This is a genomic window from Pseudarthrobacter albicanus (genome assembly GCF_018224015.1).
GTDB classification, from domain to species: domain Bacteria; phylum Actinomycetota; class Actinomycetes; order Actinomycetales; family Micrococcaceae; genus Arthrobacter; species Arthrobacter albicanus.
The window spans coordinates 1-25,077 of sequence record NZ_JAGPOT010000097.1 but is presented as its reverse complement, the minus strand read 5'-3'; the positions used below and the strand labels follow the sequence as shown (position 1 = coordinate 25,077).

Sequence of the window (25,077 nt, the reverse complement as noted above, 5' to 3'; positions counted from 1 at the left end):
AGCGCCTCCAGGGCCTCGCGGTCCCCGTTGCGCAGTTCCAGTGCCTTTGCCAGATAAACCATGGGTCAAGTCTGACAAAAATTCATACCCAAAGGAATCAACGACACGCTACACTAGCGGTCATTATCGGTAGTTGGTCGGGGGTTCAGGTCCAGGCCGTGGGGTCGGCCAGGGAGAGGCCGCACGCACCTCCCCGGGCCCCGAAGGCTCGTCGCGCCGGGAGGACACCGCCCAGTCCTGGCGCCCGGGAGCGGGCATAACCGGAATATGTCCACGCGCGGCCCCGGCGTGGGGCATGTCCAGTCCAGGCAGTCAGCGGGGCCGCTCCTTCCCGGTTGCCGCCGCCCGACCGATTGCCGGCCCTGGCAGACCCCGGGATTCCCGCGGCCGGTTGGCGCCCGGCGCCGAAGCAACCGGGCAGGAGCGTCACGGCATGGGTGCATCGGGCGTTTCCGGTGGCCGTGAATGTGGTGGATGCAAGAACGGTGATGCCCGTTGTCAGCCAGTCGGTGACGCCAATCAGACCGTGCCCGCCGCCATCGCTGCAGCGTAGTCACGCACGCTAGTCGGCTGGACCCATGGGTAGCGATCGTTCATGAGCGGCCCGAGTTTGCCCTTGCCACTGAGCATGGCACGCCAGTACATCAACGGTACCGCGGAGAATCCGCCCTGACCGTCGGCTTGGCGCCGGTCGATCTCGGCATCCATGTCGGCGAGTGTGCCGAGCTTCTTGACGGTGAGGATGCGATCAAGTCCGGCTTCGGTTTCGGCGACCAGCTCATCGAAGGTCAGCACATTGCCGGCAACATAGACCTTGTCCGGCACGGGACGGTCATCCGCGGCCGCCGCCGCGGCGTAGGCGGCGGTATCGGCGAAGGTGGTGACCTCCATCTTCGCCTCGCCGTCGCCCCAGAGATAGGCCTCGCCCTTGTCGAGATCGAATGCTCCGAGAAAACCGAAAAGCACACCCCGATCGAGGAATGCGCCGTTGAGCAGATGGACGAGCTCGACTTCTTCTCGTTCGGCTTCGGCTCGTCGTGCGAATTCGCGGCGGAAGTCCGAATGGATGTTCTCACCGTCATCGAGTCCGAAAAGGTTCATGCCGTAGTCGGAGGCGATGAAGCGCCTCACGCCAGCGTCTCTGGCGGCCTGCAGCCATTCCAGCTGGGCGTCGACGATCGTGCCGGTCCCGCCCTGGACAGCGGAGACCACGGTGTGCACGCCGTCGAAGATGCCCGCTCTGTCGTCAACAACCTCAGACTTGGCCGCGACTTCGGCATCGAGCTTGGAACGGCTGTTGGAACGCACCAGCAGCCGGAGGTTAGCGCCCTGTGCAAGGAGCTCCCGCGCGATCATGCTTCCAAGGGATCCGGTGGCGCCGATCAGCAGTACTGTCTTGGAAGCGTCTTGATGCTGGGTTTGAATGGTCACGGTGTTTCTCCTTCTGGGGTTCTGATGGTGGGCACGGCCCAGCACCGTCACTGTGCCTTTTCGTGCAGATGCCAGGTCCCGGATACCGGCGGTGGCCGGCCAGAACCGGCTGTGGGGTGTCGGCCCACAATCGGGTGGCATTCTTTGGCCGGGACGGTGGACCGATTGGTGAACGGTACGCCCTCGTGGAAATTTGGCGCCAAGGAAGGTGGAACACTGCGTTGCGGCCCTGCATGGGCAGAAGCAAGCCAATAGCGTCGGTTCACCAGCCCCGGGCCCCAGAATAGTGAGACCACAGGCCGCGAGTGCCTGGGCGTCACCGCCGGGACGGAGCAAGTCGGTTTGAGGGGCCATCCACGTTCGGGCGGAGCCGACTGAGGCCGTCTCGCTACGCTCCAGGTGCGTCCCGGTGCGCCGAGCGGCGTTCCGGCCGCCGATTTCGTCGCCTGTGCGCGGCATGGCTGAGGCGACTGTGTAGGAGCAGCAGCCGCGGTACGACGAGGTAGACGGACAGTGGCACGACGACGAGTGTCAGTACGAGGGAGCGTAGGACCGGATGCCAAGTCTGTGCGAAGAGCCCCATGACGGCGATCCCTATTGTCACCAGGGGGAAGATCGCTCACCAGGTGAGAACGGCACGGACGTGCACGGAGGCGATTCCCGGTGTGCGCTGGCGGTGTCCATCGGTTTCGTCGGCGGCGAGTGCTTTGCCCTCGTGCTCCATGGGGTCTCCGGTTCTTTTGGGGTGGTTGAGAATTTCGTCGCGCGTTGGCGAGCGGGACCGGGCTCAGGCCGGGTGGACGCTGGCATCGGTGCCGGCGTTCCCTCCGGGATCGGGGGCGTCAACACCGCTGTCCGGGGCGCTGGCGGCCAAGTTCTTTTCGGTTCGCTCAAGCAGCGCCAGGAAGTCGGCCTGCTGCTGTGCGCTTAGTCCGCCGGCCGTCCATCCTTCGAGTTGGATCCAGATGGACTCCACCTGGGTGCGCAACGCGAGGCTGGCAGGGGTGGGTTCGACGATGGTGACGCGTTTGTCGTGTTCGCACGGGCGGCGCCGGACGAAGCCCGCGTTCTCGAGCCTGCGCACGGTGCGCGTCATGGTCGCGGCGTCCGATCCCAGGAACCTGGCGAGATCGGTTTGGCGCTGCGCTCCCCGATCCCACAGCTGCATCATCACGAGTTCCTGGGTGGGGTGGAGTCCGACTTCCCGGAGCAGCTGTCCCGCGAGCATCCGGTGCAGGCGCGCAAGCCGGAAGATGGCGTGGCTGATCGGGCCGCCAGCTGCTGATGCGGGAACCGGGACGCTCCCCGTCGCCGACGATCCATCGGGATTGCTCGGGCATTCTGACACGCTTACACCTCTTTTATTGTTCGGACAGCAATTAGCATAGCCCTGTTTGATCAGGCGGTGTAATTAACCAATATTCGGCCAAGAACAACGCTTTTCAGCACTCTCAGCGAACTTTACTGCTCGGACAACTATATTGCATGCTCATGAGGTCACCATCCCCGGTGACCTAGCTCCAAGCAGTGAGGACAGCACAACCATGACGACCGCCTTCGAAACCTACGAACTGGGCAGCACGCCGCTGAAGAACCGCATCGCGATGGCGCCCATGACACGCAGCCGCGCGACCGCACCCCACGGAACAGCGACGGAGACGATGGCGACGTACTATGCGCAGCGTGCGGGTGCCGGGCTCATCATCAGCGAGGGCATCCAACCCTCCGCCGTCGGCCAGGGCTACACCAACACCCCCGGCCTGCACTCGGCCGACCAGGTCGCGTCGTGGAAGCCAGTGACGGCGTCAGTGCACGAGAACGGTGGCGTGATCTACGCGCAGCTCATGCACACCGGCCGGGTCGGCCACCCCAGTCTGGTCCCGGACGGGCTGCATCCCGTTGGCCCGTCGCCCGTCACGGCCGCAGGACAGGTCTACACCTACGAGGGCATGCAGGCATTCGTCGAGCCCCGCGAGCTCTCCGAAGACGAGATCGCACAGACGATCTCGGACTTCGCCGACGCTGCGCGCAACGCGATCGAAGCTGGCTTCGACGGCGTCGAGATCCACGGTGCCAACGGTTACCTCATCCACCAGTTCCTGGCCCCGAACTCCAACATTCGTACAGACGGCTGGGGCGGGAGCGTCGAGGGACGCATCCGCTTCGGTGTCGAGGTCGCCACCGCCGTTGCGGCAGCAATCGGTGCGGAGAAGGTCGGGTTCCGGATCTCGCCCGGCGCCCTATTCAACGACATCCAGGACGATATCAACCTCGAGGCGACCTATGGTGCCCTCGTCGCGAAGCTGGCACCTCTTGGCCTGGCATACCTGCACATCGTGGAATCCGCCGACCGTGAACTCACCAACACCCTCCGCGCTACCTGGTCCGGCACTCTTGTCCTGAACCCCAACACCGTCCCCGAGCCCACCGGGCCCGAGACCCTGGCCCTGATTGAGAACGGCACGACAGATCTCGTGTCCTTCGGCGCCCTGTTCCTGGCCAACCCCGACCTGCCCGCACGGCTCGCCGCCGGCGGCCCGTTCAACACACCCGACCGCTCGAGCTTCTACGGCGGCGACGCGGCCGGCTACATCGACTACCCGACCCTCAACGATCTCGCCGCCGTCGCCGACGTGATGGACAGGGCATGAGCCCCGCCGTGGCCCCTCCCGGCACCGCCGCATTGGGGTCACGGCCCTTCGGTCCGTCACGTTTCGCGGTCCTCGCCGCGGTGGCTGCCGGGCTGAATTTGATCACCTACGGAATCGGGGCCGCAGCCGGTGCGTCGATGGTTGTCGCGGCTCTGGCGACGGATCAGTCACCGCCAAAGCGTCGCCCTCAACACCGCCGGCGGCCTCCCCCGGGCCGACCCCGCCGAACTAACGAAAATGCCCGCCAGCACGGTCCGCCCGCGGGCAGGAAAGACTTCTCCGCAGTTCGGTGTCTGCCGGGAACGCGCCGCCGATCTCGCCAAGGTTCAGGACTTGCGGGTGGCTTCAGCCGTCATGGGCACGAGGCGTCCGGACCTGGCGCATGTCACCGGGGACCCGTTCTCCAGGTGCACATCAGCGCTGCGGTGCCTCGGGTGCTGTCGCCGACGGAATCCGTGGCGCACGTGATTCCGAACGTGGCGTCCAGGAAGTGCAGGTCCATGCCGGCGGAGGGTCCGGAGACCGCTTCCGTAACCGGGGCAGGTGCAGGGGTGACGTCCACCGTGCGGTTCAGTACGGAGACTGGCTGGCACCCGGTAAGGAGCAGCGCGCCACCGGCCAGGAGGAGCTTGGCTGCGGTCCGCGGGAGGGAGTCCTTCACCATGGTGCTCGGGTATGCGGACAACGCCCGTCGCATCAACGGGACGACAAACACCAGGGTCCTGAACGCTTGTACCGGCCGTCTAACCGAAGAGACGTTCGGATGTGGAATCCCTGTATAGAATGCATGTTTGAATTATACGGTTATGGGATTGATTCCTGCGTGCCCGATGCCATTTTCGCACTGCCCCTCGACAGGCCGGCCATTCAAATTCCGCGCCAATTTGATTCGCCCCGCACCAGGCTGATTGTCACGGCGCAACCAGGTTGTCACTATTGCCAACTATCCTGTCACATCGCAAAAGGCGATTCTTCCTCGGATCCTCCTTTTTGTTTCGTGGTCCTTTTGACGCTAAAGAAGTTGCCGCCTTTGGGCCACAGAGAGTCCCGGCTACGGCCGGGACCCTCTTCAACGACTTCCTACATGCCCGGAATGTCCAGCGCCTGGAATACCTGAATCGAGGCACCGGGCATCATCAAGTGTGGGTGGCCATCCATCAGCGCCACGGCATCGTCCACACTGTCCGCTTCCAGTAGCGAGTAGCCACCCACGGTGGCGTTCGCCGGGGACACCCCGGCCGGGGTGATCTCCTGCCCGTTGCCCAACGGGGCACCCATGTCCGTCAAATGCTCACCGGCCCGGCCAGCCCAGTCCATCCACAGTTTCATTCCCTCGGCCGCAGCCGCTGGATCGTTGTCCTCCATTGTGGCATCGGCCGACTGCGGAGCGTTGTAGAGAACGACAAACTTAGCCATGTTGCCTCCTTGAATGCGGCACCCATTGATCGGCACCAACCAACGGGAACATTACGGCCTGAATCGAGGCTCCGGAAGTGGCCCCAGCTGGCAGTTTCCTGATGCCGCATTCGACGCCGTCGCCGACGGACCATCGCTCCGCCCGGAGGAAGACAGCGGTCGGCCGGCGTATTCAGGGGTCAGCGGTGGTGCCCGGCGGGGCTCTGGATCTGTGGGCTGCCGTGTTCGCCATGCGGGACGGCGTGCTGCCCGGCGGCGGTCGCGGCGAGACCCGGGGTGGTGACAGCGGCGACTGCCAGGGCAGCCGCGAAGATGGCCGGCAGCCGGCGACCCGCAGACGGGGAGATCGCCGCTGGGGCGCCGCGGCGGGCACCGTGCCGGGCCAGCCAGCCCACCGGGCCGACGAGCGCCAATTCCAGCGCCAGGGCCGAAAGGCCCGCCACGTCCAGGGACCGAGCGGACGCGGGAACCCACCAGATGCCGTGGATGACGGACGCGATATGCATGAACACCGAGACGGCCACCAGCCGGATCATGATGCCGGACCATACCGGGTTCCCGAAGCGCAGACCCTGTACCGCCCACGCCGTCAACACGATGCCCCAGGCGGCCGCAGCGGGAGCCCCTGCCCAGCTCCAGGGGCTCCCGGCCGAGTCGAGCAGTGTGGAACTGATCCCGAAGCTGAGCATTCCGGCACCCAGGCCGGCGAAGGCCGAACGCATTCTGATGGCCTCGGGCAGGAGTCTGCCCGGCTCCGGGGACGGGCCGTCCGGATCCCGGGCCGGGACCGTCGTTCCCGCCCCGGCGGGGGCGGCGGCCTTCACCAGCTGGTCCGGGCGTAGGTCCGGGGTGCCCTTGCCCTGTCCTGGGACAGCCCGACGCCCAGCAGGAGTACGGCGCTGGCCAGGTGCAGCACGTTGTCGGCGCCGTTGAGCGCGAGGATGTTCAACGCACTGTTCAGCAGGAACAGCAGGAGAATGCCGCCCGGCAGGTATACGGCGCCGACAACGGTGTTCACTGTCCGGGCCGCCGGCACAGACTTCAGGCCTGCAAGCAGCAGGGCGGCCCCGATGGCCAGGTGGATGATGTTGTGCAGGGGGTTCACGGCAAAAATGATCAGGTTCTGGCCTTCGGTGGCGAAGAACCCTACCCCGGAGGTGACAGCGAACCCGAGAACGCCGATGAGAAGGTACACGGCACCGAAACCAGTGGCGACGAGCCTGTTGGTGGATGTGCGCATGAGGGGACGACCTTTCTGGCTCGGACCCTCACCTGGGAGTGCGGGTTTGCGGGCCCCTTACGGTGAGGCCACCACACGGCGGCCCCGGCTGCTGTTGCTGCCGTCCGCCCCTCGGATTGCCGCCCGTGCCCTCGCCGGGCCGGCGCCCTCGCTTCGCACCCCGTGGACCCGTCCGTGGACGACGCGGCAGCGAATAGTTTAGGGAAGGGTCAGTGATCTTCTGTCACCCTGTAATTGTTTGGGAATGGTGTCTTTATGAAAAGCAGGATCTGCGCGGGCCGGCCCCGTATGAACACTCTGGCTGCTGCGGCGGTCTCGGTACTCTTGCTGGCCGGGTGCGCCGGTGGCCCGGGTGGCCCGGTGGAAGGCGGCGGCGCCCGGGGCGCGTCGTCCGCTCCGTCCCTCTTGGCTTCGGGGGCAGCGGACGGCTCCCCATCGGCAGCGGCGAAGATGGTATGCGCAGATGAGACCCGGGACAACATCGTCCGGATCCTCTCCCTGCCAAACCTCCCCCGGACCACCGATTCCTGGGCCGACAGGCTCTATACATGCACGTACGCGCTGCCTGCCGGTTCCCTTGTGCTCTCGGTCAAGGAATTGGCGGACCCGGCCGCTGCCCGCAGCCACTTTGACGGGCTGGCCCAGTCCACTGTTTCGGCCCGGCCCATCGAGGGGATGGCGAATCTGGGACTTGCGGCCTTTGAGAGCACGGACGGGTCCGTGGTCTTTGTCAAGGACAGCTTCGTCCTGACGGTGGACGCCTCGGCCCTGCCGGATGCCCTCGGCCCGCACAGCGTTTCCCGCGGCGCGTTCGCGTATGAGGTCTCCACCGCCGTCCTGGCCTGCTGGTCCGAATAATCCGCCACGCGGGCGGCCCCCCCTTCCTGCGGGCCGGCCTGCTTCCGGTACGTTTCGGTTCTCATCCGGGTGCCCGAATCCGGGTGTCCGAAAAAATTCCCGCCCCACACCCGTCCGTGACGCGGACCACAACGAACCATTGATGTCCCAACCATGCTCGTGCCCATCAGGGGAACGTTCATTGTCATCGGAGGAAACCAGTCATGAAGAAATCCGCATTCCTGATCGCCCCGGCCCTGGCCCTGGGCGCCCTCGCCCTCTCCACCAGCCCGGCCCTCGCAGCCGACACCACCACCTACCAGGCGAACCTTGCCGCGATCAACGGCAGCAACGCCTCAGGCACGGTGATGATCACCCTCAACGGTGACCAGGCAACCGTCACGGAAAAAGTCTCCGGACTCGCCGCCACGTTCAGCGGCAAACCGTACCCGCACGTCCAGCACATCCACATCGGCGCCAAGGGCACCTGCCCCGACATGTCCGCTGACACGGACAAGGACGGCGTGATCAGCACCACCGAAGGCGCCCCGTCGTACGGCCCGATCGGTACCACCCTGTCCACCAGCGGCGACACCAGCCCGGCGGCCGGCACCGACCTGACCCTGGCAGGGATGGGTGCCAGCTACACCTATCAGCGCACCTTCGCCCTGGACGCGAAAACCTCCGCTTCGCTCAAGGCCGGCACCGCCGTCGTCGTGGTCCACGGCCTGGACCCCGCCACCTTGTCAGAGGCGGCGCAGAAAGCGCCCAGTGACCTCGTGCCGTCCCTGCCGCTGGCCGCAACCTCACCGGCCCTGTGCGGGACCCTGACGGCAATGCCCGCCGGAGCCCCCGGCACCGGCATCACCACCCCCGCCACCCCGGCCGGGCCCGACCTGGGACTCCTCGCCGTCGGCGGCGGGCTCGTCCTGGCAGCCGGCGGAGCCTACGCAGTCCGCCGCCGGATGACCGTCAAGGCCTGAAAACGGGCAGGGTCTGATGTCATCTGATCTGAAAGGCCGCCGCGGACGCACCCTTGCGTCCGCGGCGGCCGCCCTGCTCCTGGCCGGCGGCATCACCGCCCTCGGATTCGGGCTCCATGCCGAGCCCCCGGCACCCGGCGGCAACACCCCCGCCTCCGCCAGCGCCCCCGCCTCCGCCAGCGCCGCCCCGATTCCAGCCTCCCAGGCCGCCGACCCCGAACGCGCAAATCCGGCCCAGGCGCCGGCCAGTCCCCCACCAGCGTCATCGGAGACGGCGCGGCCGGCCGCCGTGCCCGTCAGCCTGGTCGTCCCCTCCATCGGGGTCAGCTCCACCCTGCTGCAGCTGGGCAAAGAGGCCAACGGTGAAGTCCAGACCCCGCCGGGGGAACCCGGATCCCCCGCCGGCTGGTACAAGGACTCCCCCGCCCCTGGACAGACCGGCTCCGCCGTCATCCTCGGCCACGTCAACTCCACGAAAAACCCCGTCGGCGTCTTCTACCGGCTCCACGAACTGACCCCCGGCCAGGAATTCACCGTCACCCGCACTGACAGCACAGCCGCCGTCTTCACCGTCGACAAGGTCCAGATCTACCACAAAGCCAGCTTCCCCACCGTGGAGGTCTATCAGAACACGGACCGGCCCGAGATTCGGCTGATCACCTGCGGCGGCTACGACCCTGCTACGGGGGAATACCTGGACAACACGGTTGTCTACGCCCATCTGACGGCCACGCACCCCGCGTGAGCCGCGGCCGCGCGGTCCCCGGCGCGTTCACCAACTCCCAGGACGGAATACCATGACCACCAACACCACGAAGCGGCACAGCCTCAGACTCATCCTGCTCGCCGGAGCTGCGGCCCTGGCGCTGAGCGCCTGCGGGGCCACCGGCAGCGGGGCAGGATCATCTCCTGCCACGGCCACCGTAACGGCATCCCGGCCTGCCACCGCCGGGCCCGGTTCAACTCACTCCATGGATCCCGGGATGGGCGCCTCGTCCATGGGGACCGGATCCACCGGGACCGCAGCAATGGCCACGATCCACATCAAGTCCTTCGCCTACACCGGCCCGGACAGCGTCCCTGCCGGGGCAACGGTGACGGTGATGAACATGGACTCCGAGGCCCACACCGTGACAGCCGACGACGGTTCCTTCGACGCCGTCGTCAAAGCCGGGACAAGCGTCACGTTCACTGCGCCGAAAAAACCCGGTGCCTACGACTATCACTGCACCTACCACTCCAACATGCACGGGACCCTGACCGTCAAATGACCGCGGCCGGAACCGCCGCGCTGCACAGGCCGGCGCCTCGCCAGCCGCAGCGGACAGTGGTGGTGGATGCTCATCTCCGTCGTTGTATCCATCGTGCTGGATATCATCGCGTCAGCGGCCGGCGGCGCGGGTGCGACGGCAGGCGCCGTCGGAAACACCACAACACACGTCATTGAAGTTGAGCAAAAGTACGACGCCGAGGAAGGCCGGGAACGACTGGCTGCAACCGCCAGCGGACCAGTCTGCGGCGCGGCGAACTGGCGCTGCTGGCGTTGGGCCCGTGGCCTGGCGGGACGGTCGGTGTGCGGCAAGTCACATTGGAAAGTTCTGCTTCCGGGAGGAACAGACAGGTCAGTACCGTTGTACAGTTTCCTCACTGTCTTCCGCTTTCCGGACCTGGGCTCCACGGTCCCGGAAAGGGTAAGCCGGTTCCGGACTCAGCCGGAACCGAAAACAAAGGAATAGCCCATGCCGACGGACCCGTCGTCCTTTTCAGCACGCTCCGGGAGCCAGCCTCCCGCCGACCCGGCACCGGCCAGGCGGTACGGTAATGACGCTTCGGGGATACGCCGCCAGGCCTCGGAGATTATCAAGGCGGTGCTCTCCGATCCCGCGCCGGAGCAGGCCCGGGCCAGGGATATGCTTCGCAGACACGTGGCCGCCCACCCGGGGAACCCGGAAAAGGCGCTGGCGGAACACCTGACCTCCCTCCGGTCCCTGACCGGATCCCCCGCCGGAGCCCCGCCACCGCTGCCACCGGTTGCCCCCTCCGACGGGCGGCACCCGGTCGAAACGCCGGACCCGGCAGCGGCGGAATCCGTTTCGCGGATCGAGGCTGTCCTGAACGGCAGGATGCTGCTGACAGCATTTCAGCCGATCTTCGATCTCTCCACGGGCGCTGTCGTCGGGGTCGAAGCGTTCACCCGGTTCGTCAGCGACGGGAACGACGCCGCCGGCTGGTTCGCCGAGGCCGCCGAAGCACGGCTGGGAAGCGAACTGGAATTCGCGGCGCTGGAGTGCGCCCTCGCCGCCTCGCAGCACGTGCCGCCGCACCTGTACGTGGCACTGAAACTGTCCCCGGCCACCTGCCTGGACCCGCTCCTGCCGGAACTGCTGCAGGCATCGACGCTGTCCCCGGACCGGATGGTGCTCCAGCTCACCGAGGCCCTGACCGCCGGGCAGCCCTCCGCACTGGTCGCGGCACTGTTGCCCCTGCGCCGAAGCGGAGTCCGCCTCGCGGTGGATCACGTGGGCTCGTACTTCGATTCGATCCGCCATGTCCGGCAGCTCAGGCCCGACATCATCAAACTCGACCGGGACCTGGTCGCCGGAATCGATTCGGACACGCTTCGCCACGCCTTCGGTGCGTCCATGACGGGGTTCGCAGAGCAACTGGGAGCCGCACTCATCGCCGAAGGGATCGAAACCGGCGATGAACTGGCGGCTCTCACCGGTCTTGGCGTGAGAACCGGACAGGGCTATTTCCTCGGCCGGCCCTCCACCCGCCCCCAGGACTGGGCCGGCTGGAACTTCGCGGCACAGGGACTCCCCACCCCGACGAATCCCGATGGGGCGGCGCGGTCCTGACACCAGGCCTTCGGGGTCAGCCCCGTTTTGGGCTTAGTCGTTCCTACTGGTCCGCCTCATAGACCGCACCCGACGACGGTGTCCGGGCCGCCGTCGCACGGCTGCCCAGCAGCCGCAGCGTGAGGGGCGCAAGGCTGCACAAGGAAAACTGCAGGTCCTGCGCGTACCTTGGTGCCTACTCATGACCGGGGAGCAGGGATACCTATGAAGATCAACTCCACCACCCCAGCGGCACTCGTGACCTTCCTCATGGTCGGCGGGTTGGTTGCAGGAATCCCGGCTCCGGCCTCGGCCGCGGGTACCACGTACTACGTCAGCGCCGCGGGGAGCGACAGCAATACGGGAACCTCCACCTCGGCTCCCTGGAAGTCACTGGCAAAGATCAACTCCACCGTCCTCCGGCCCGGCGACACCGTCAGTTTCCGCAGGGGCGACACATGGACCGGAGGCATAGTGAGCAACCAGAGCGGGACTGACGCCGCACCCATCACGTTGAATGGCTACGGAAGCGGCAATGCTCCGACGATTACCGGCGGCCAGTCGGGAAACTGCATCAGGATCAACGGCAACTACACCACTGTCGATGGACTGCGCGGTGTCTCCTGCGGCTACGCGGGCATCAGCATCACAGGCGACCGCAATACGGTCCTCAACTCCAGCGCCTCCGACAATGCAGTGGGCCTCAAGGCCGGTTCCGGGTCTGACTTCGGCAAATACACCGGCAATGTGCTGACGAACAACAACATCATGAACGTGAAAACGCAAGGCACGAATTGCGGAACTCCGCAGGCAGTGAACTGCAGCGACGACTCCGGCGCTTTTGGCGTGCTGATCAACGGGAATGACAATGAGTTTTCCGCCAACACGGTGAGTGGTTCGAGCGCGGCGTCCTTTGATTTCGGCCTCGACGGCGGTGCTTTCGAAATCTACAACGGCAACCGGAACAACATTCACCACAATGTGGCGCTGGACAACAACTCCTTCTCCGAGATCGGAAAGTCCTCCGGAACTGCGGACGGAAACACCTACCGCTACAACCTGGTCCGTTCAACCTGTGGTGCCAATTGCGCCCAGGCCAAGGGCCTGATCGCCCGCGGAACAGGGACCTCGTTCGGACCCACTAACGGAACCGTTTTTGAGTTCAACACCGTGTATCTGAACGGTCCGCAGTCGCAGGCCATAGTCTGCCATGCCAGCTGCCCATCATCGACGGTGATCCGGGGCAACATCCTGGTGGGGGTCAAGAACTCCCTGTGGATCAACGGCTCCGGCTGGACCGAAAAGCAGAATGTCCTCAACGGACCGACCAACTTCACGCGTAACAGCACGTCCACCACAGCGCCGGCAGGCTTCGTGAACGCACCGGCCGATCTCCACCTGACCGGCACCAGCCCGGCAATCGACCGCGCCGGAACCAGCCCCTCCGCCCTGGACCTGGACGGACGTCTCGTGCCCCAGGACGGGGACTGCAACGGTACGCCCGCTGCCGATTCGGGGGCCTACGAGTTCGACTCACCCAACTGCTGACACCATGCCCCTGGGCCTTACGAGTTGAGGGGCAGGTAGGTGTTTACCGGCCTTCCGGTCGCGCCGTAGGCCAGATGAAGTTGCAGGCGTCCTTTGCGTTCCAGTTCGCTGAGGTATTTCTGGGCTGTGGGGCGGCTGATTCCGATCAGCTCGGCGATGTCGGAGGCACTGATGGGTTGTCCGGCGTGGACTACTGTATCGAGGACTTTTTGCATGGTCGGCGGGAGGCGGCGGCTCCCGGTGGCCAGGGACGGTGGCCGCCTGAGGTTGAACAGCTGGTCGACGGCGGCTTGGTCGGCGACGGTTCGCGTGTCCGCTTCGCGGCGCCAGCGACGGTACGAGTCGAGCTGGGTTTGCAGCTGTTCGAAGCCGAAGGGCTTGACCAGGTAGTAGACGGCTCCCCCGCGCATGGCAGCACGCACGGTGGCCAGGTCCCTTGCCGCCGTGATCATGATCGCATCGATATTTTCCCCGCGGGCCTGGAGGGAACGGAGGAGGCTGATCCCGTCCTCGTCCGGCAGGTAGACGTCAAGAAGCAGGAGATCCGGTTTGAGTTCGTCGATGGCTGCGCGCGCGGCCGCCGCGGTGTGGGCCTCGCCTACGCATTCGTATCCCTCGATCCTGTCCACGCGGGCGGCGTGGATCCGGGCGACGCGGAAGTCGTCGTCAACCACCAGTGTGCGGATCATGGTGGGGCCTCGCCCAGGGACGCGGGCTCCTGGAGTGAGTTTTCAGTTTCAGGCTCAGGCAGCCAGATTTCGAAATGTCCTCCCGGGCCGGGGAAGACGTCCAGCGTTCCCCCGGCCCGGTGCACGATCCTGGCCACGAGCGCCAGTCCGATGCCCCGGCGGATGCCGGGACGCTGGTCCTTGGTGGTGAACCCGTCAATGACCACCTCGCCGAGCACCTCGTCCGTTATCTAGCCCAATGAGTGTATTACCCCTAGACGGCGCGGCTGATGATGTCAGCGACTGTCAGCATAGAGGCTGGCATAGCTAATTTGCCCCCATCCGTCGTGAGGCTCAAAGGTCGAATTGCACATCGGCGGGCTTGCCGACACCATCAGCACCCTCACCCACCTCGGCGCCCGCGACCTCGACCCCGTCTTGGGTGTGTTCACCAGCGGTGACCCGGTCCTGGATACGTCCCGCCCCAACCAATTCAGCGCATATGCATACGCCCAGGCAGATCCAATCAACTCCGGTGACCCATCTGGCCTATTCGTTGACGGATGCACTGTCTCAGCGCCCGTATGCGCTGGAGTGGCCACTGGTGGAGGAATCGGTGCGGGCGTCTTTGCCACCGGTGGAATACTCGCCGGCGTGCTGATGTTGCTGGGTTCGGTCCTCGCCCCGTCCCAGAGCCAGGAATATCTCAGCTGGTACCAGCACCAAGAATGGGCCAGCGTCCGACCGGACGGGATCAAGGCGTCCAATGCCAGCCTCCAATTCGAACGATCTTCGGTCTGGACCTCACCCGGCTCGTCCGCCGGCGGGGAACCAACGGGCTATGGCTTCACTCCCGGATACTCTTCGAACGGATTCCATGGCGGAGGGTTCGCTTCGAGCGGCCCGGCGAGAGTCACTCCGTCGATCAACCCCTTTGCAGCAGCCGAGGCTGCGAAAAAGTCTGCCGAAGCCGCAACCGCGGCCATCGGCAACGCAAACAACGCCCAAACCGCTCCCGGGACCGGAGGCGGACGGGGAACCGGAGGCCCATCCACCACAACAGGGTTCGCAGACCCCGGCGACGATGACACTTTCTCGCTCGACAAGCTCTCAGAGGCCGGTCAGGCTCGCAGCAAGGGAGGCATGACTAGGGCCGCATATGAGTACCAAAGCACATGGGGCGCGGTGAATTGCCTAGAGTGCCGGGAAGGCTCTTGAATAGAGCAGGACAAGATCTACTCGATGATATTCTGACGGACCCCTCTGCTGCGATCAGTCGTGTGACGTCTGGCAATCAGGCAGGCGGAATTCGCCTTACTGGATCGCAAGGGCTCGGCGCAACGTTCGGACCTGATGGTTCATTTGGCTACTTTGGAATGTACTGAGGAGAGTCTTGAGACCAGCCACTGCGGATGAAGCGCCTTACATCGAGCAGCTCATCGAGTCATTGCGCGGAGAGCAGCTCAGTCGCGTTACGTATGTCTACCCTGAATTTTGGACCTGGACCACAGAGTATGAAGCCGATCAAATAGACGAGGTCGATATGGACGTCGTCCTGCATTTTGTTGCAGGAGGTCACCTGAAGATTTCGTGGGCGATGGCTGGCCTCATTGAAGGGCTCGAGCTAAGCCGCGACGATTTTCCACTGAAGAACTTGCCGTATCTGGACGTGTCCTCGTCGCCAAACTGGGCTCGCTTCATGGGCAATGAGTTGAAGGAAGCAAGAGTACTGTGGCACCCGGCTAACGAGGGGGTTCCCGATAGCATCTGGTGGATGGGCTTCACCTTTAGCTCGGGTGTATCGTTTTCGGTCGTTCTGGGAGAGTTGCGAGACGGCATTGCCGACTATCAGCCCGACTCGCTTCTCGTCATTTTTGATGAACTGCGAGATTTCGAGTTCAGAAAGCGAATGAGCCAGTACTGGCCTTAGCTGACTACAAGGTCACGGCCCGGACTCACCGATGCCCTGACTGGGCCGGCGACGTCTTGGTGCTCGATGTCCTGGAGTGCCTGCGCAGGACGGTGAGTAATATCATCAACCTGTCTGGGTTCCGCCAGTCGTTCTATCTGGCCCTTCGACTTGGATGATCAGTCGCCTGAGACCGAGATTGCTCGTCCTCGATCGCGAACCAGAGCGCGGAGACCATCGCCGGCGCCACCCAATACGGCCACCTGAACCAGATCGCCACGTTCCAGCAATTCGACCCCAATGCCGGCAGCACCACGGCCGACACCACCGGGACAAACCAGGTCTACTTCAACTGGGACGCGACCACCGGGCGCCTGGCCAGCCAGTCCGCAAGCAACCTTGCCAAGGGCGTCACCGCGGACCTGGGCACCACCACCTACAGCTACACACCCTCGGGCAGGATGACCGACCCGCAGTCGTTGTTCGAGGTCAATGCGCAGGCTTCGCTGTTGCTGCTCGAGTCGGAGACGAAGGCAGCCGCCGATGCGGCGTGGGGATGGCGCGAAGCCGGTCTGACTGTGCGGACCGTCCGTGACCGCAAGATGCGCACCGTGGATAGCCTATTCGATGAGTTTGCAGCGGCTCTGCAGTTCCCGTACTACTTCGGCGAGAACTGGCCGGCGTTCGATGAATGTTTCGCCGACATGGACTGGCTGCCGATAAACGTCGGCATGGTGGTCCTGGTGCTCGACCCGGGCGACGTGCTTGCCGACGACGCCGAGGAAGATCTAGGTGTCTTGGTGCGGTCGATGACCCACGCGGCCGAAACATACTCCCAGCCGATCGAGTCCGGCGAGTGGTGGGACCGCCCCGCCGTCCCGTTCCATGTCGTCCTGCAGTCGGCACCAGCCGATGCTGTCGCCGTCCGGGCCCGTTGGCAGAAGGCAGGCACGGTGATCTCGGAGTTCGCCAGCTGACGTTGAGTTGGCCGGCCGTGGTGGCAGAGCACAGCGGCCTCGATCATGGCCCGGTACCCCCTAATGCCGAATTGGGGGTATGCGCACTCGGTCGGCATCGCCGACTGCCTCCTCCTTGGTTCGACTCGGCCCCTGCCTCTGGGCTCTTTTTATGAGAATGGCCCTGTCGACGCAACCAACGTTCCTTTGAATGGAAAGCGCGCTCACCAGCAGAAATGCCGGTGGAGGGCAGATAATTGGCCTCGGGACCAACTCTGCGCTGCGGACGTTCACGCTGCGCCGGAACCCGCTCGCCACCCGGCGGGTCCTGAAATACATCAGCGACGGCTGCTAGATGAGTAATTCCTATTGCCTGGGACGGTGGGGAGGCTTTTAAAGTCAGGCGGAGAGTGTTAAACCTGTTAAACCCGGTATGTGAACCCCGAACTAAACACTCTCCTGACCACACTCTATGTCCTTCTCACTGACCGCGTCCTGCCTGATCTTGGCGTGTCACGGGACCGGCGGCCCGGGCGCAAGCCCGGCCTGTCGGATGCGGAGCTGCTCTGCCTCGCGGTGGCGCAGCAACTGCTCGGATACTCCTCCGAAACCAGGTGGATCCGTTACGCCCGGACGCACCTGACCGGCATGTTCCCTGGCATCCCGCAACAGCCCGGCTACAACAAACGACTCCGGGCCGCCGGGACACTGATCTCGGCGACGATCACCGCCTTGGCCAAAGACACCCCGTCCTGGCATGACGTGCTCCGGCTGGTCGATTCCACCCCGCTGCCCTGCGGGATGTCACGGGAAACCGTCAAACGCAGCGATCTCGCCGGGCATGCCGGCTACGGCTACTGCGCTTCCCATTCCCGCTACTTCTGGGGCTTCCGTCTGTACCTGATCAGCACGCCTGAAGGAATGCCTGTCATCTGGGGCCTGGCGAACCCGAAAATCGGGGAACGCGAAGTCACCCAGGCCCTGCTGGAAAAGGACCACCATCTCGTCCGCGCCGGCCAGGTCATCCTCGGCGACAAAGGCTTCGCCGGCAAAGACTTCGAACGGTTCATCACCGAAGACCTCGGCGCCCACCTCATCAGACCCGACCGCAAGGACGAGAAGCCACGCTTCGGCAAACTCGGCGGCATCCGGCAATGGATCGAGTCAGTCTTCGATACCCTCAAAGGCCAGCTCACCCTCGAAGACCACGGCGGACGCACCCTTGAAGGCGTCAAAGCCCGCGTCGCTGCCCGACTCCTGGCCCTCGCTGCCGGAATCTGGCATAACTGGCGGATCGACGCGCCCCGCAAGCGCTCCCTGATCGCCTACGACCACTGAATCCAATAGGAATTAATCATCTAGGCCACGGTGAACGTCAACCGCCAGCCGATCAGCCATCAGACGTGGGAAGGTATCCGGGCGGAATTCACACTGCCTGCCCTGGAGCAGGTGCGCCGCCGGCTCTCCGAGCTCATGGAAGACCCCGAACCGGTAATGCAGCAGCTCGTCCGCGTCTTCATCGACGACGGCACCTTCTGCCCGGGATTCCAGTTCCTCCCCGGCGGCCAGCTCCACCCAACAGTCCTAATCCTGTTCCAGCGTGCCATGGAGCTACAGATCCCGCACAACTACGTCACCGTCTGGATGGTCACCCCATCCAGAGAACTTGCCGGTGGCCGACCGGTTGATCTCCTGAAGAACGGCCCCACTCCTTTACTACGCGCTTTGGAAGCCTTCAACCTGCGATAGTCCGGGCTCTTGACCGAACCGGTTGCTGCCGGCCGGCACAGCATTCGCCGCCGCGTTGAACGCGGGCACGGGGCCGTTCGATGTTGTGAATTACTGGGCTCCCGCGGCGCCGCTCTCGTCTCCAACAGGCCGCCTGCGTCGGCGCCATCATCGACGTCACCATGATCGGCGAAGCCGGGTCCAGGACTGTCCGGGAAGGCAACTTCAGCCCCACCCCGGTGAACCGGAGATAGGGCGGAGCGGGACAAACGGATTGCCGGCGGGTCTGGCGCATGCACTTCACCCCACTGCCGGGGCGCAGCCCTGCATCCGAAAGTGGCGATGGCCTGAGCGTAGTGGATGACAAACGCCCCCGCATGAGTCTCAGGAGACTCGTGCGGGGGCGTTTGCTGGGGACATCCCTCCGCTATTGGGGGATGCGGAGGAACCCGTCAAACATAGTTGGGGCCAAAGTTCGAGTCAAATGGGGCCGTTGCCGGTCCAGCCTGCGACGGCTAGCCTAGCGACAGGACTGTGGCCCGGGGCAATCACGTTGGGGGCGGACCACACGGCATTCATCGAATGCGAATCCCGCAAAGGCTGGCTCCATGGCCTCAAGCGTATGGAGCCAGCTGGCGGCAGCCGCCGCATCCTCGCCCCGGCCCCAAGTTTTTCCCAAGGTCTGACTGCCCTATCTTCTTGTCCGGAAGCTTGACCGGGTCCTACGCTGGTCGTGGGACGTCGGCTTCGTAGTGCCCTCTAGCAGCCCGCGTCCCGCCACTGACGGTTCCATCGTTTTCCGTGGCGATGGAGCCGTCCGTGGCCCGGATGGCCAGGTGGATGCTTGCTTTGGCGGCGATCCCGCCGACCTTGACGCGGGCGCCAAAGTCGTCAGACGTGGGCCGCCGGATACCACGGACACAGCACCATGCAACAGTCGGCCACCGGCAACATCGGTTCTGCCCGCAGGACGCCAATTATGGTTGTTCCAGGCCCTCCACAGCCAGGCCTTCCTGATAGTCCGGGTGGTGGCGGTAGACAGCGGCGAGGCACATGAGGACGTACTCGCTCGTCCCACCCATCTCGGCGGAAACGTCGGTCACGAGCGGGACGTTGCCCAGAATCTTCCGTTTAGCAGAGCATTCCGCCAGGACCCGGGCCGCGGTGAACGGCGGGGCGCCCGGCCCGGCTCCGGGGAGCTGTTCGTCTGTCCCCTGCATCCCGGTGTTGAATCCGCGGACCGCCGCCTCGTCCTCGGCGATACGGGCTTCGAGGAATTCGATGATGCCTGCCATGGTCCACATCCTTTCACCGCCCGGCCGGCGGGTGATATACCCGCTCCACGATCAGCGGGGGACGGTCTTCCTTGTCGCGTTTCCTGGCCTCCTCTGGGCGACTTCAACCCGCGCGGCCTGCCACGCCGTCCAGTGGCCGCACACGAGGGCCCAGAGTGAAAGCGCAGCGACGTAAACGACGGAGTCCAGCCGCCCCATCAGCAGCGAGACGGGAATCATCAGGATCCAGAAGACGCCAGCCGGCCATTGACCTGGCGCATGAAGACCGGATCGCTTTGTACCATCGTCGTCCAGGAACGCGAAGAGGTAGGTTTTCCGGGCCCCGATCCGGGGCCCGTGGAGCCCGTCGCCGACCCAGATCCCGTTCGGCCGGGTGGCTTCGAACCGGCCGGTGGCCTGCGCCTGAGCGCCGGTGGGGATCTCCAGGGTTCGGAAGTGGCGCAGCAGCGTCGACTCCGAGGGTGCGTCGCCGAGGGTCTCGGCCATGATCCGCCGCACCTGGGCCGCGGTGCGGTGCGGACGCTCGAGCTTCAGCGTCGCGGCCAGGGACAGGACCTGGGTCGGAGTCACCGGGGACTGGGCCCGTGTCATGGGTTTGAGTCCATCGAATCCCTCACGCTGCCAGGCACGGATCCACCGGTCCAGGGTCTCCCTGGAGTAGCGCACGTCGTGCCCGGACGGGCCGGTGTGCTCGGCGGCGGCCAGGGCACGGACCATGGGCCCGCGCTGGCGGGCGGTCAGGGACTTGTCCGCGGCATCGCGGATGAGTTGGTAGCGGAACAACGCGATCTTTTCCGCCCGGTCCTTGCGGGCCAGGGGTCCGCGTTGCGGCTCGGATTCCGTCATGGGTCACTGTCCTTTCCAAGAAGTCAGGAAACGATGGCCCCGGCAGGATCAGCCGGCGCCGGTCCCACCCTTGCCGCCCGGCGTCCCGGGCGTAAGGGTCAACCCGTGTTGGGACTGCCCTGCCCACCATGGCGCGCTGAAGAACCACGGGCCCGCCGCAGCGAGCCCGGCGATCTGCCACGCCGGGGTGGCGACGCCGAACCGGGCCGCGAGCACGCCCGCATACGCCGCCACCGCGGCCAGCGCCCGGCCGGCCGGTGTCGGTGCCGGGGCAGGCCAGAGCCCGGCCGCGTCCGCGCCGTCACGGTGGGCCAGGGCGGTGAATTCTTCGGCGATCGGACCGGCGGAAGCGGCGAATGCGCGCAGCCAGCCGCGCACCGTGGACACCGGCCGGCCCAGCCCCGCCGCGATCACCCGGTGCCCTGCCCCGCCCGCAGCCTTGGCCTCGACAGCGGAGGCGATCACCGCGGCCGTATCGGCCCTCCGGGCCGCCAGATCCACGCCCAACAGCACATGCGTGGCCGAACAAGCCGCGCATCGCCCCCGGCGCGGACGCCCGCGCACCAGAGCCAGGTCCGTGCCGGTGCCATGGCGGATCAGCCGTTCCCGCGCCCAGCCCCACGGGCGCAGCCTGCCCTTGCACGCAGGACAGGCCAACCGCCCGCCGGCCAGATCCGACTCGACAGAGACAGCCTCATGATTTACCGTGAGCATCAGCGCGGCCTTTACGCGTCAGAACGGCCGGCGTGGTGCTTCGAAACTCTCACGCCGGCCGTTCGCCTTATCCGGACATCGTCAGCCTGACGCCGCCGACGAAGCTAAATCAAGACCCCGCGGCAAAAACCCGCATCGTCACCGCCAAAGACGCCCACCCGGTCAAACACCGCGACGCGTAACACTCGTTGCCGGGATCCGACTCTGCCCTCGACGTCCGGAAATGACCCCGGCCAGGCGGGGCCGCCGCGCCACAGGGACGCCACGTTCCCATGACTGTGCGGCATCCCATCCCTGAGCGGCCCATCACCGCCCAACGCCCCCGGGCATAGACTTGAAGCAGGCCGGCGACGGCCGAGCCAGCGGTTTCCCCATACCGCATGGTTCCCCCAGCCCGCCGCCGGTCCCCACTCCGCAACCCTGGTAAGGATCCTTCCGACACCTGAAGTCAGCCCCATGCGGCACCGGCGTGTCCGGTCGTGGCCGTCTCCGTCAGCTCCGCTGCCACCCGTTGAGAGCTTGGATTCTCGGACACGGGACTGAGAGCGCAGGGGGGCGTTTGTGTTCCTCCCCCGGCAGACCGGCACCCTGTCCCCAGGGGAGAGGCATTCAACACGAATCCGTTTGACGCAGGTCCTGTGGCATCCTGCACTCCACCAACGGGTTCTTTCGATGATGGGGAACGGCCTCAAACAGGAATAAGCCGTGTAAATGTCCGGGTTTCGCCCCTCAGATCCTGTTGGTTGCCGGGTTTTAGCCGCGGCCGGTGGCGTCCGCACGGAGCCCCCGGAATCCGGTGGTTCCTTCGCCGCCCGGGCCGCACCGGCCGGCCCTGTCCCGTTGTTCCCTGCATTGCGGGCATCGGCCGGCCCCGGCCCGGGGCCGGCTGATGGTTGTGCCCCGGCGTGGCCGGCTCTACATTGAGGAATGACCAACGCCGGGCCGCAATCCTTCCATGAGCTGCAGGACATGATCATCAGCACGGCAAGGGCCGCCGGGTCCCGGCCGGAGGGAGTGCCGGGATGCGCATCGGCCTGATCGCTCCGCCGTGGATCCCGGTGCCCCGGCCGGGGTACGGCGGCATCGAGTACATCGTCGATGTGCTGGCCCGGGGGCTGGCAGCAGCAGGACACGATGTCCTTCTGGCGGCCGCGGCCGGCAGCACCTGTCCGGTTCCACAGGTTCCCGGCGCTCCTGCCGCGGATCCGGCAACAATGGGCGCGTGCGCTGACGAGCTCCGGCACAGTGTGTTCGCCTACGCGGCGATGGACGGCGTCGACCCACGGTCACACTCTCGCCGGGCCCCTGTACCGGCACCGGCCGGAAAAAACACCCCTCATCACCACCGCGCACGGACCCTTGACCGGAGGGCTGCGCGGGATCTACCATGCCATGACCGCCGAAGCCTCGCTCATTGCCATCTCACACCACCAGGCCCGCTCCGCCCCGGATCTGAGGATCAGCCGGGTCATCCACCACGGCATCAACACCGGCGCGGTTCCGGTGGGGCGCGGCGAGGGGGGCTACGCGTGCTTTCTGGGCCGGATGCACCCCGACAAGGGCCTGCCCCAGGCCATCGGGGCCGCACGGCTGGCCCGGATGCCGCTGCGGATCGCGGCGAAAATGCACAACAGGGACGAGCACGAGTATTTCCGCACCGTCATCGAGCCGCTGCTCGGGCCGGACGTGGAGTATCTGGGCGAACTGAACACGGCGGACAAGTACGCGCTGCTCGGAGGCGCCGTGGCCCTTCTGAATCCCATTCAGTGGGCCGAGCCCTTCGGCATGGTCATGATCGAGTCCCTGGCCGCCGGCACCCCGGTGATCGCCACACCCCGGGGCTCCGCCCCGGAAATCATCGACGACGGCGCAACCGGCTTCCTGCGCGGCGGAATCCGCGAACTCGCGGCAGCCCTCACCGAGGCGGGAACGCTGGACCGCAGCGGATGCCGGCGTGCGGCCGCAACACGCTTCAGCGCCCAACGGATGGTCTCCGAACACCTTCGGCTCTACGAGGAAGCCCTCACCGGCGTTCCGGCCCCGGCCGGCGCCCGCGCACCGCTGGACGCAAGCTTCCTCACCTGAAACAGGGAGGTCCGCCAGGTTCCGGTTCCAGTCGTTCGGCGGCACGGCCCAGCCCTTCATCCGGCGGGCGAAACCCGTGATCCCGGGGAGCCTGTCGGCTGCCTTCCCGCCCCACAGCACGTGGACGGAGGCCAGCGTGAACCCGGTGCCGCCGCGGGTGAGGCCGGCCGCAGACGGGGTACGGGCGAACTGCCCTGTTCGAGTCCCGGCGGCCGGCGGCAGCACGATCTCCCCGACCAGCCCGGGCGGGGAACTGAAATCCCGTGACGTGCTCCACCGGTCCCAGGGCAACGCAGCCGCCGAACACCTGAACCAATGCACCAGAACCCCGCTTCCTGCAGGACAAGCGGAACAGCAAGAATCCTGTACCCCGCAGTCACCCCTGACCGTCGCAGTGCAGCCACGCCCCGTGGTCAGGGCGACAGCGCCCGGCTGCGGCGCACCTTCAGCGAACCGCAAGGACACGTCCCGGACCCGGACGCACTCCCCCGGCACCCCCGTTGCCGTCTTCAGGCCGTGCAGCTCCGGGGGCAGATTCCGGAGATCATCCTCGATGTCCTTTCCGATGCGGAAGCGGTGCGGCCCGAGGTCCGCGCCCGGTTCTTGCAGCACCTGGCTGGAAATCCGGGTTCTCCGGAACAGGCGCCGCCGGGTCATCTTCGGGATCCGGACATCCGGAAAAACGGGACAGGGCTCCGGCAGCCGTCGGCCGCTGCCGGCAGGTGAAGTGCAGCCGTCGTCAGGGTCCTGCCGCCTGTCCCTCGTCCTGAGGAGCGTTGAGGAGTGCCGCTGCGGCGGATAAACCAGAGCGGATCACCTGCATTCGATCGAGAGCGGCCCCAGCGGCTCACCTGTTGCCTGCATCACACCTTGCCTCTAGTCTTGGGCGGGGGCCGCAGCGTCGCGACCTTCATCCAGATCGGGGAATCGTCGTGTCAGACAGACTCAAAGTGCTCGTCCGGGTGGATCTCGACGGCTCCCGCGCTCAGATCGCGGCCCGGGGCCATGTGACGGCGCACAGCCTCCAGGGCCTGTACACGGTGATGAAACGCGCCAACTCACTCGGCGCGGGACTGGCCCTGGAAATTGACATGACCCACGCCAGGGTGGAACCGGACGCCCTGGAGCAGCTCCGGGCCTGCGGCAGGTCACACCATTTGCCCGGCCATATCGACCCGCTGCAGTCGGATTGCCGGTTCAGCATCCTGACACCCCGGAATGCACTGAAGAGCGCGGCGGCGATGGCGGCCTGACAGTCACGTGGGACTTTCAATAATCACACCGGAGGGAACATTTGGTTGACATGAACATCAAGGATCAGTGGGACCGCCTCGATGACGCCACACGGACGTGGCTCATCGACAATCCGGGATGCCTGGTTCTGCCCCGCACCATCACGGCAACCATCGCCCGGGAGACCGGCGAAAACGCCGAGTGTGACCCGCACGGCCAGATGGTGCTGTCCCAGGAAGACCGCGACTTCATCCAGTCCAAGGCAAACAACACCCGGACCGCAGCCCCGGAGTACCGGTTCTTTGACTCAACACAGCCCTGAACCACCAAGCCGTCAGGGCGGCCGCGGCCGGCGTGGGGGCGGTGCTCCACGGCCGTCGCTTGGAGACTCCAGCGAAGCGCAGGATCAGCCCGATCGCGGTGTCGAACGCCCCGGAGGCGGTGACGGGCCGCTTGACCAATACCTTGGGGACACCCCTGCCTTCAAGGGCTATCGAAGACGACAGGGACATCCGGGACCTGATGTGCAGGATGTTCTCCCGCCGCGACGGGAACCACACGGAAGAGACAGCCGGCCAGCAGGCGATCCCCACAAATTAACGGTCAATCGTCCGCTGCCGGGAACCTGTTGGAGGATCTTCCCGTTGTCGGGAGACGTCGGCAGCGCTGCGGGTTTTTCCGGGTTTTCATAGGGTCCACC

The 25,077-nt window shown here is 65.8% G+C and carries 27 protein-coding genes; 16 read left to right on the top strand and 11 right to left on the bottom strand.

Annotated features, from left to right (window positions below):
• Positions 1 to 519: 519 nt before the first annotated feature.
• Positions 520 to 1,431, bottom strand: coding sequence for an NmrA family NAD(P)-binding protein (locus J9611_RS17875; RefSeq protein ID WP_211882154.1), 912 nt, complete (start codon positions 1,429 to 1,431; stop codon positions 520 to 522).
• A gap of 787 nt (positions 1,432 to 2,218) precedes the next feature.
• On the bottom strand, positions 2,219 to 2,779 hold the full coding sequence (locus J9611_RS17870; RefSeq protein ID WP_211882152.1) for a MarR family winged helix-turn-helix transcriptional regulator: 561 nt from the start codon (positions 2,777 to 2,779) through the stop codon (positions 2,219 to 2,221).
• A 196-nt stretch (positions 2,780 to 2,975) separates the two neighbouring features.
• Between J9611_RS17870 and J9611_RS17865 the strand changes: the two genes are divergently transcribed.
• The gene (locus J9611_RS17865; RefSeq protein ID WP_211882151.1) at positions 2,976 to 4,082 is read left to right on the top strand and encodes an alkene reductase; all 1,107 of its coding nucleotides are present in this window, start codon (positions 2,976 to 2,978) and stop codon (positions 4,080 to 4,082) included.
• Between the two features lie 385 nt (positions 4,083 to 4,467).
• Here the strand turns inward: J9611_RS17865 and J9611_RS17860 are convergent, their stop codons facing one another.
• The 4 genes from J9611_RS17860 to J9611_RS17845 all read right to left on the bottom strand — a co-directional run bounded on the left by J9611_RS17860 (position 4,468) and on the right by J9611_RS17845 (position 6,738).
• A complete protein-coding gene (locus tag J9611_RS17860) occupies positions 4,468 to 4,746 on the bottom strand; it encodes a hypothetical protein (RefSeq protein WP_211882149.1) in 279 nt (92 codons plus the stop codon).
• A 416-nt stretch (positions 4,747 to 5,162) separates the two neighbouring features.
• Positions 5,163 to 5,498, bottom strand: coding sequence for a YciI family protein (locus tag J9611_RS17855; RefSeq protein ID WP_211882147.1), 336 nt, complete (start codon positions 5,496 to 5,498; stop codon positions 5,163 to 5,165).
• Positions 5,499 to 5,677: 179 nt separating this feature from the next.
• Positions 5,678 to 6,322, bottom strand: coding sequence for a hypothetical protein (locus J9611_RS17850; RefSeq protein WP_211882146.1), 645 nt, complete (start codon positions 6,320 to 6,322; stop codon positions 5,678 to 5,680).
• On the bottom strand, positions 6,319 to 6,738 hold the full coding sequence (locus tag J9611_RS17845) for a DUF4383 domain-containing protein (protein ID WP_211882145.1): 420 nt from the start codon (positions 6,736 to 6,738) through the stop codon (positions 6,319 to 6,321). Before J9611_RS17845 ends, J9611_RS17850 begins: the two co-directional genes overlap by 4 nt.
• 450 nt (positions 6,739 to 7,188) lie before the next feature.
• Here J9611_RS17845 and J9611_RS17840 point away from each other — a divergent pair, with 450 nt between their 5' ends.
• The 6 genes from J9611_RS17840 to J9611_RS17815 all read left to right on the top strand — a co-directional run bounded on the left by J9611_RS17840 (position 7,189) and on the right by J9611_RS17815 (position 12,943).
• Positions 7,189 to 7,596, top strand: coding sequence for a hypothetical protein (locus J9611_RS17840; protein ID WP_246527998.1), 408 nt, complete (start codon positions 7,189 to 7,191; stop codon positions 7,594 to 7,596).
• 203 nt (positions 7,597 to 7,799) lie between these two features.
• Entirely contained in the window at positions 7,800 to 8,558 is a 759-nt protein-coding gene (locus J9611_RS17835) for a CHRD domain-containing protein (protein WP_211882143.1), read from the top strand.
• Between the two features lie 16 nt (positions 8,559 to 8,574).
• On the top strand, positions 8,575 to 9,303 hold the full coding sequence (locus J9611_RS17830; RefSeq protein WP_211882142.1) for a class F sortase: 729 nt from the start codon (positions 8,575 to 8,577) through the stop codon (positions 9,301 to 9,303).
• 52 nt (positions 9,304 to 9,355) lie between these two features.
• A complete protein-coding gene (locus tag J9611_RS22400; protein WP_211882141.1) occupies positions 9,356 to 9,829 on the top strand; it encodes a cupredoxin domain-containing protein in 474 nt (157 codons plus the stop codon).
• A 468-nt stretch (positions 9,830 to 10,297) separates the two neighbouring features.
• Positions 10,298 to 11,416 carry an EAL domain-containing protein gene (locus J9611_RS17820; protein ID WP_211882139.1) on the top strand — a complete coding sequence of 373 codons (1,119 nt, stop codon included), beginning with the start codon at positions 10,298 to 10,300 and terminating at the stop codon, positions 11,414 to 11,416.
• Positions 11,417 to 11,620: 204 nt separating this feature from the next.
• Positions 11,621 to 12,943, top strand: coding sequence for a polysaccharide lyase domain-containing protein (locus J9611_RS17815; RefSeq protein WP_211882137.1), 1,323 nt, complete (start codon positions 11,621 to 11,623; stop codon positions 12,941 to 12,943).
• Between the two features lie 17 nt (positions 12,944 to 12,960).
• On the opposite strand, the gene J9611_RS17810 is transcribed toward J9611_RS17815, so the two are convergent.
• Positions 12,961 to 13,632, bottom strand: coding sequence for a response regulator (locus J9611_RS17810; protein WP_211882135.1), 672 nt, complete (start codon positions 13,630 to 13,632; stop codon positions 12,961 to 12,963).
• Positions 13,629 to 13,850 (bottom strand): ATP-binding protein, encoded by a 222-nt coding sequence (locus J9611_RS17805; RefSeq protein WP_211882133.1) that lies wholly within the window; start codon positions 13,848 to 13,850, stop codon positions 13,629 to 13,631. The genes J9611_RS17810 and J9611_RS17805 overlap by 4 nt, the downstream gene beginning before the upstream one ends.
• Positions 13,851 to 13,977: 127 nt before the next feature.
• On the opposite strand from J9611_RS17805, the gene J9611_RS22815 reads away from it, so the two are divergent.
• The 6 genes from J9611_RS22815 to J9611_RS17775 all read left to right on the top strand — a co-directional run bounded on the left by J9611_RS22815 (position 13,978) and on the right by J9611_RS17775 (position 18,225).
• Complete coding sequence (locus J9611_RS22815; RefSeq protein WP_211882131.1) at positions 13,978 to 14,829, top strand: RHS repeat-associated core domain-containing protein; 852 nt, start codon at positions 13,978 to 13,980, stop codon at positions 14,827 to 14,829.
• Positions 14,830 to 15,004: 175 nt separating this feature from the next.
• Positions 15,005 to 15,541: a hypothetical protein gene (locus tag J9611_RS17795; RefSeq protein ID WP_211882129.1), complete on the top strand. Its 537-nt coding sequence runs from the start codon at positions 15,005 to 15,007 to the stop codon at positions 15,539 to 15,541.
• Between the two features lie 440 nt (positions 15,542 to 15,981).
• Entirely contained in the window at positions 15,982 to 16,497 is a 516-nt protein-coding gene (locus tag J9611_RS17790; protein WP_211882127.1) for a barstar family protein, read from the top strand.
• Positions 16,498 to 16,687: 190 nt separating this feature from the next.
• On the top strand, positions 16,688 to 16,831 hold the full coding sequence (locus J9611_RS17785) for a hypothetical protein (protein WP_211882125.1): 144 nt from the start codon (positions 16,688 to 16,690) through the stop codon (positions 16,829 to 16,831).
• Positions 16,832 to 16,911: 80 nt separating this feature from the next.
• Positions 16,912 to 17,814 (top strand): IS982 family transposase, encoded by a 903-nt coding sequence (locus J9611_RS17780; protein ID WP_211882123.1) that lies wholly within the window; start codon positions 16,912 to 16,914, stop codon positions 17,812 to 17,814.
• 30 nt (positions 17,815 to 17,844) lie between these two features.
• Positions 17,845 to 18,225: a hypothetical protein gene (locus J9611_RS17775; protein WP_211882121.1), complete on the top strand. Its 381-nt coding sequence runs from the start codon at positions 17,845 to 17,847 to the stop codon at positions 18,223 to 18,225.
• Positions 18,226 to 19,181: 956 nt separating this feature from the next.
• On the opposite strand, the gene J9611_RS17770 is transcribed toward J9611_RS17775, so the two are convergent.
• Genes J9611_RS17770 through J9611_RS17760 form a run of 3 tightly spaced genes read right to left on the bottom strand, consistent with a single transcriptional unit; the run spans position 19,182 to position 21,059 of the window.
• Positions 19,182 to 19,499 carry a DUF6221 family protein gene (locus J9611_RS17770; protein WP_211882119.1) on the bottom strand — a complete coding sequence of 106 codons (318 nt, stop codon included), beginning with the start codon at positions 19,497 to 19,499 and terminating at the stop codon, positions 19,182 to 19,184.
• Positions 19,500 to 19,550: 51 nt separating this feature from the next.
• Positions 19,551 to 20,345 (bottom strand): helix-turn-helix domain-containing protein, encoded by a 795-nt coding sequence (locus J9611_RS17765; protein ID WP_211882118.1) that lies wholly within the window; start codon positions 20,343 to 20,345, stop codon positions 19,551 to 19,553.
• Between the two features lie 48 nt (positions 20,346 to 20,393).
• Positions 20,394 to 21,059, bottom strand: a complete 666-nt coding sequence (locus tag J9611_RS17760; protein WP_211882117.1) for a hypothetical protein — start codon at positions 21,057 to 21,059, stop codon at positions 20,394 to 20,396.
• A 1,392-nt stretch (positions 21,060 to 22,451) separates the two neighbouring features.
• On the opposite strand from J9611_RS17760, the gene J9611_RS17755 reads away from it, so the two are divergent.
• The 3 genes from J9611_RS17755 (at position 22,452) to J9611_RS17745 (ending at position 24,699) form a co-directional block, all read left to right on the top strand.
• Complete coding sequence (locus tag J9611_RS17755; RefSeq protein WP_307857140.1) at positions 22,452 to 23,144, top strand: glycosyltransferase; 693 nt, start codon at positions 22,452 to 22,454, stop codon at positions 23,142 to 23,144.
• Positions 23,145 to 24,076: 932 nt separating this feature from the next.
• Complete coding sequence (locus J9611_RS17750; RefSeq protein WP_211882116.1) at positions 24,077 to 24,397, top strand: hypothetical protein; 321 nt, start codon at positions 24,077 to 24,079, stop codon at positions 24,395 to 24,397.
• 50 nt (positions 24,398 to 24,447) lie between these two features.
• Complete coding sequence (locus J9611_RS17745) at positions 24,448 to 24,699, top strand: hypothetical protein (protein ID WP_211882115.1); 252 nt, start codon at positions 24,448 to 24,450, stop codon at positions 24,697 to 24,699.
• The last annotated feature ends 378 nt before the right edge of the window (positions 24,700 to 25,077 follow it).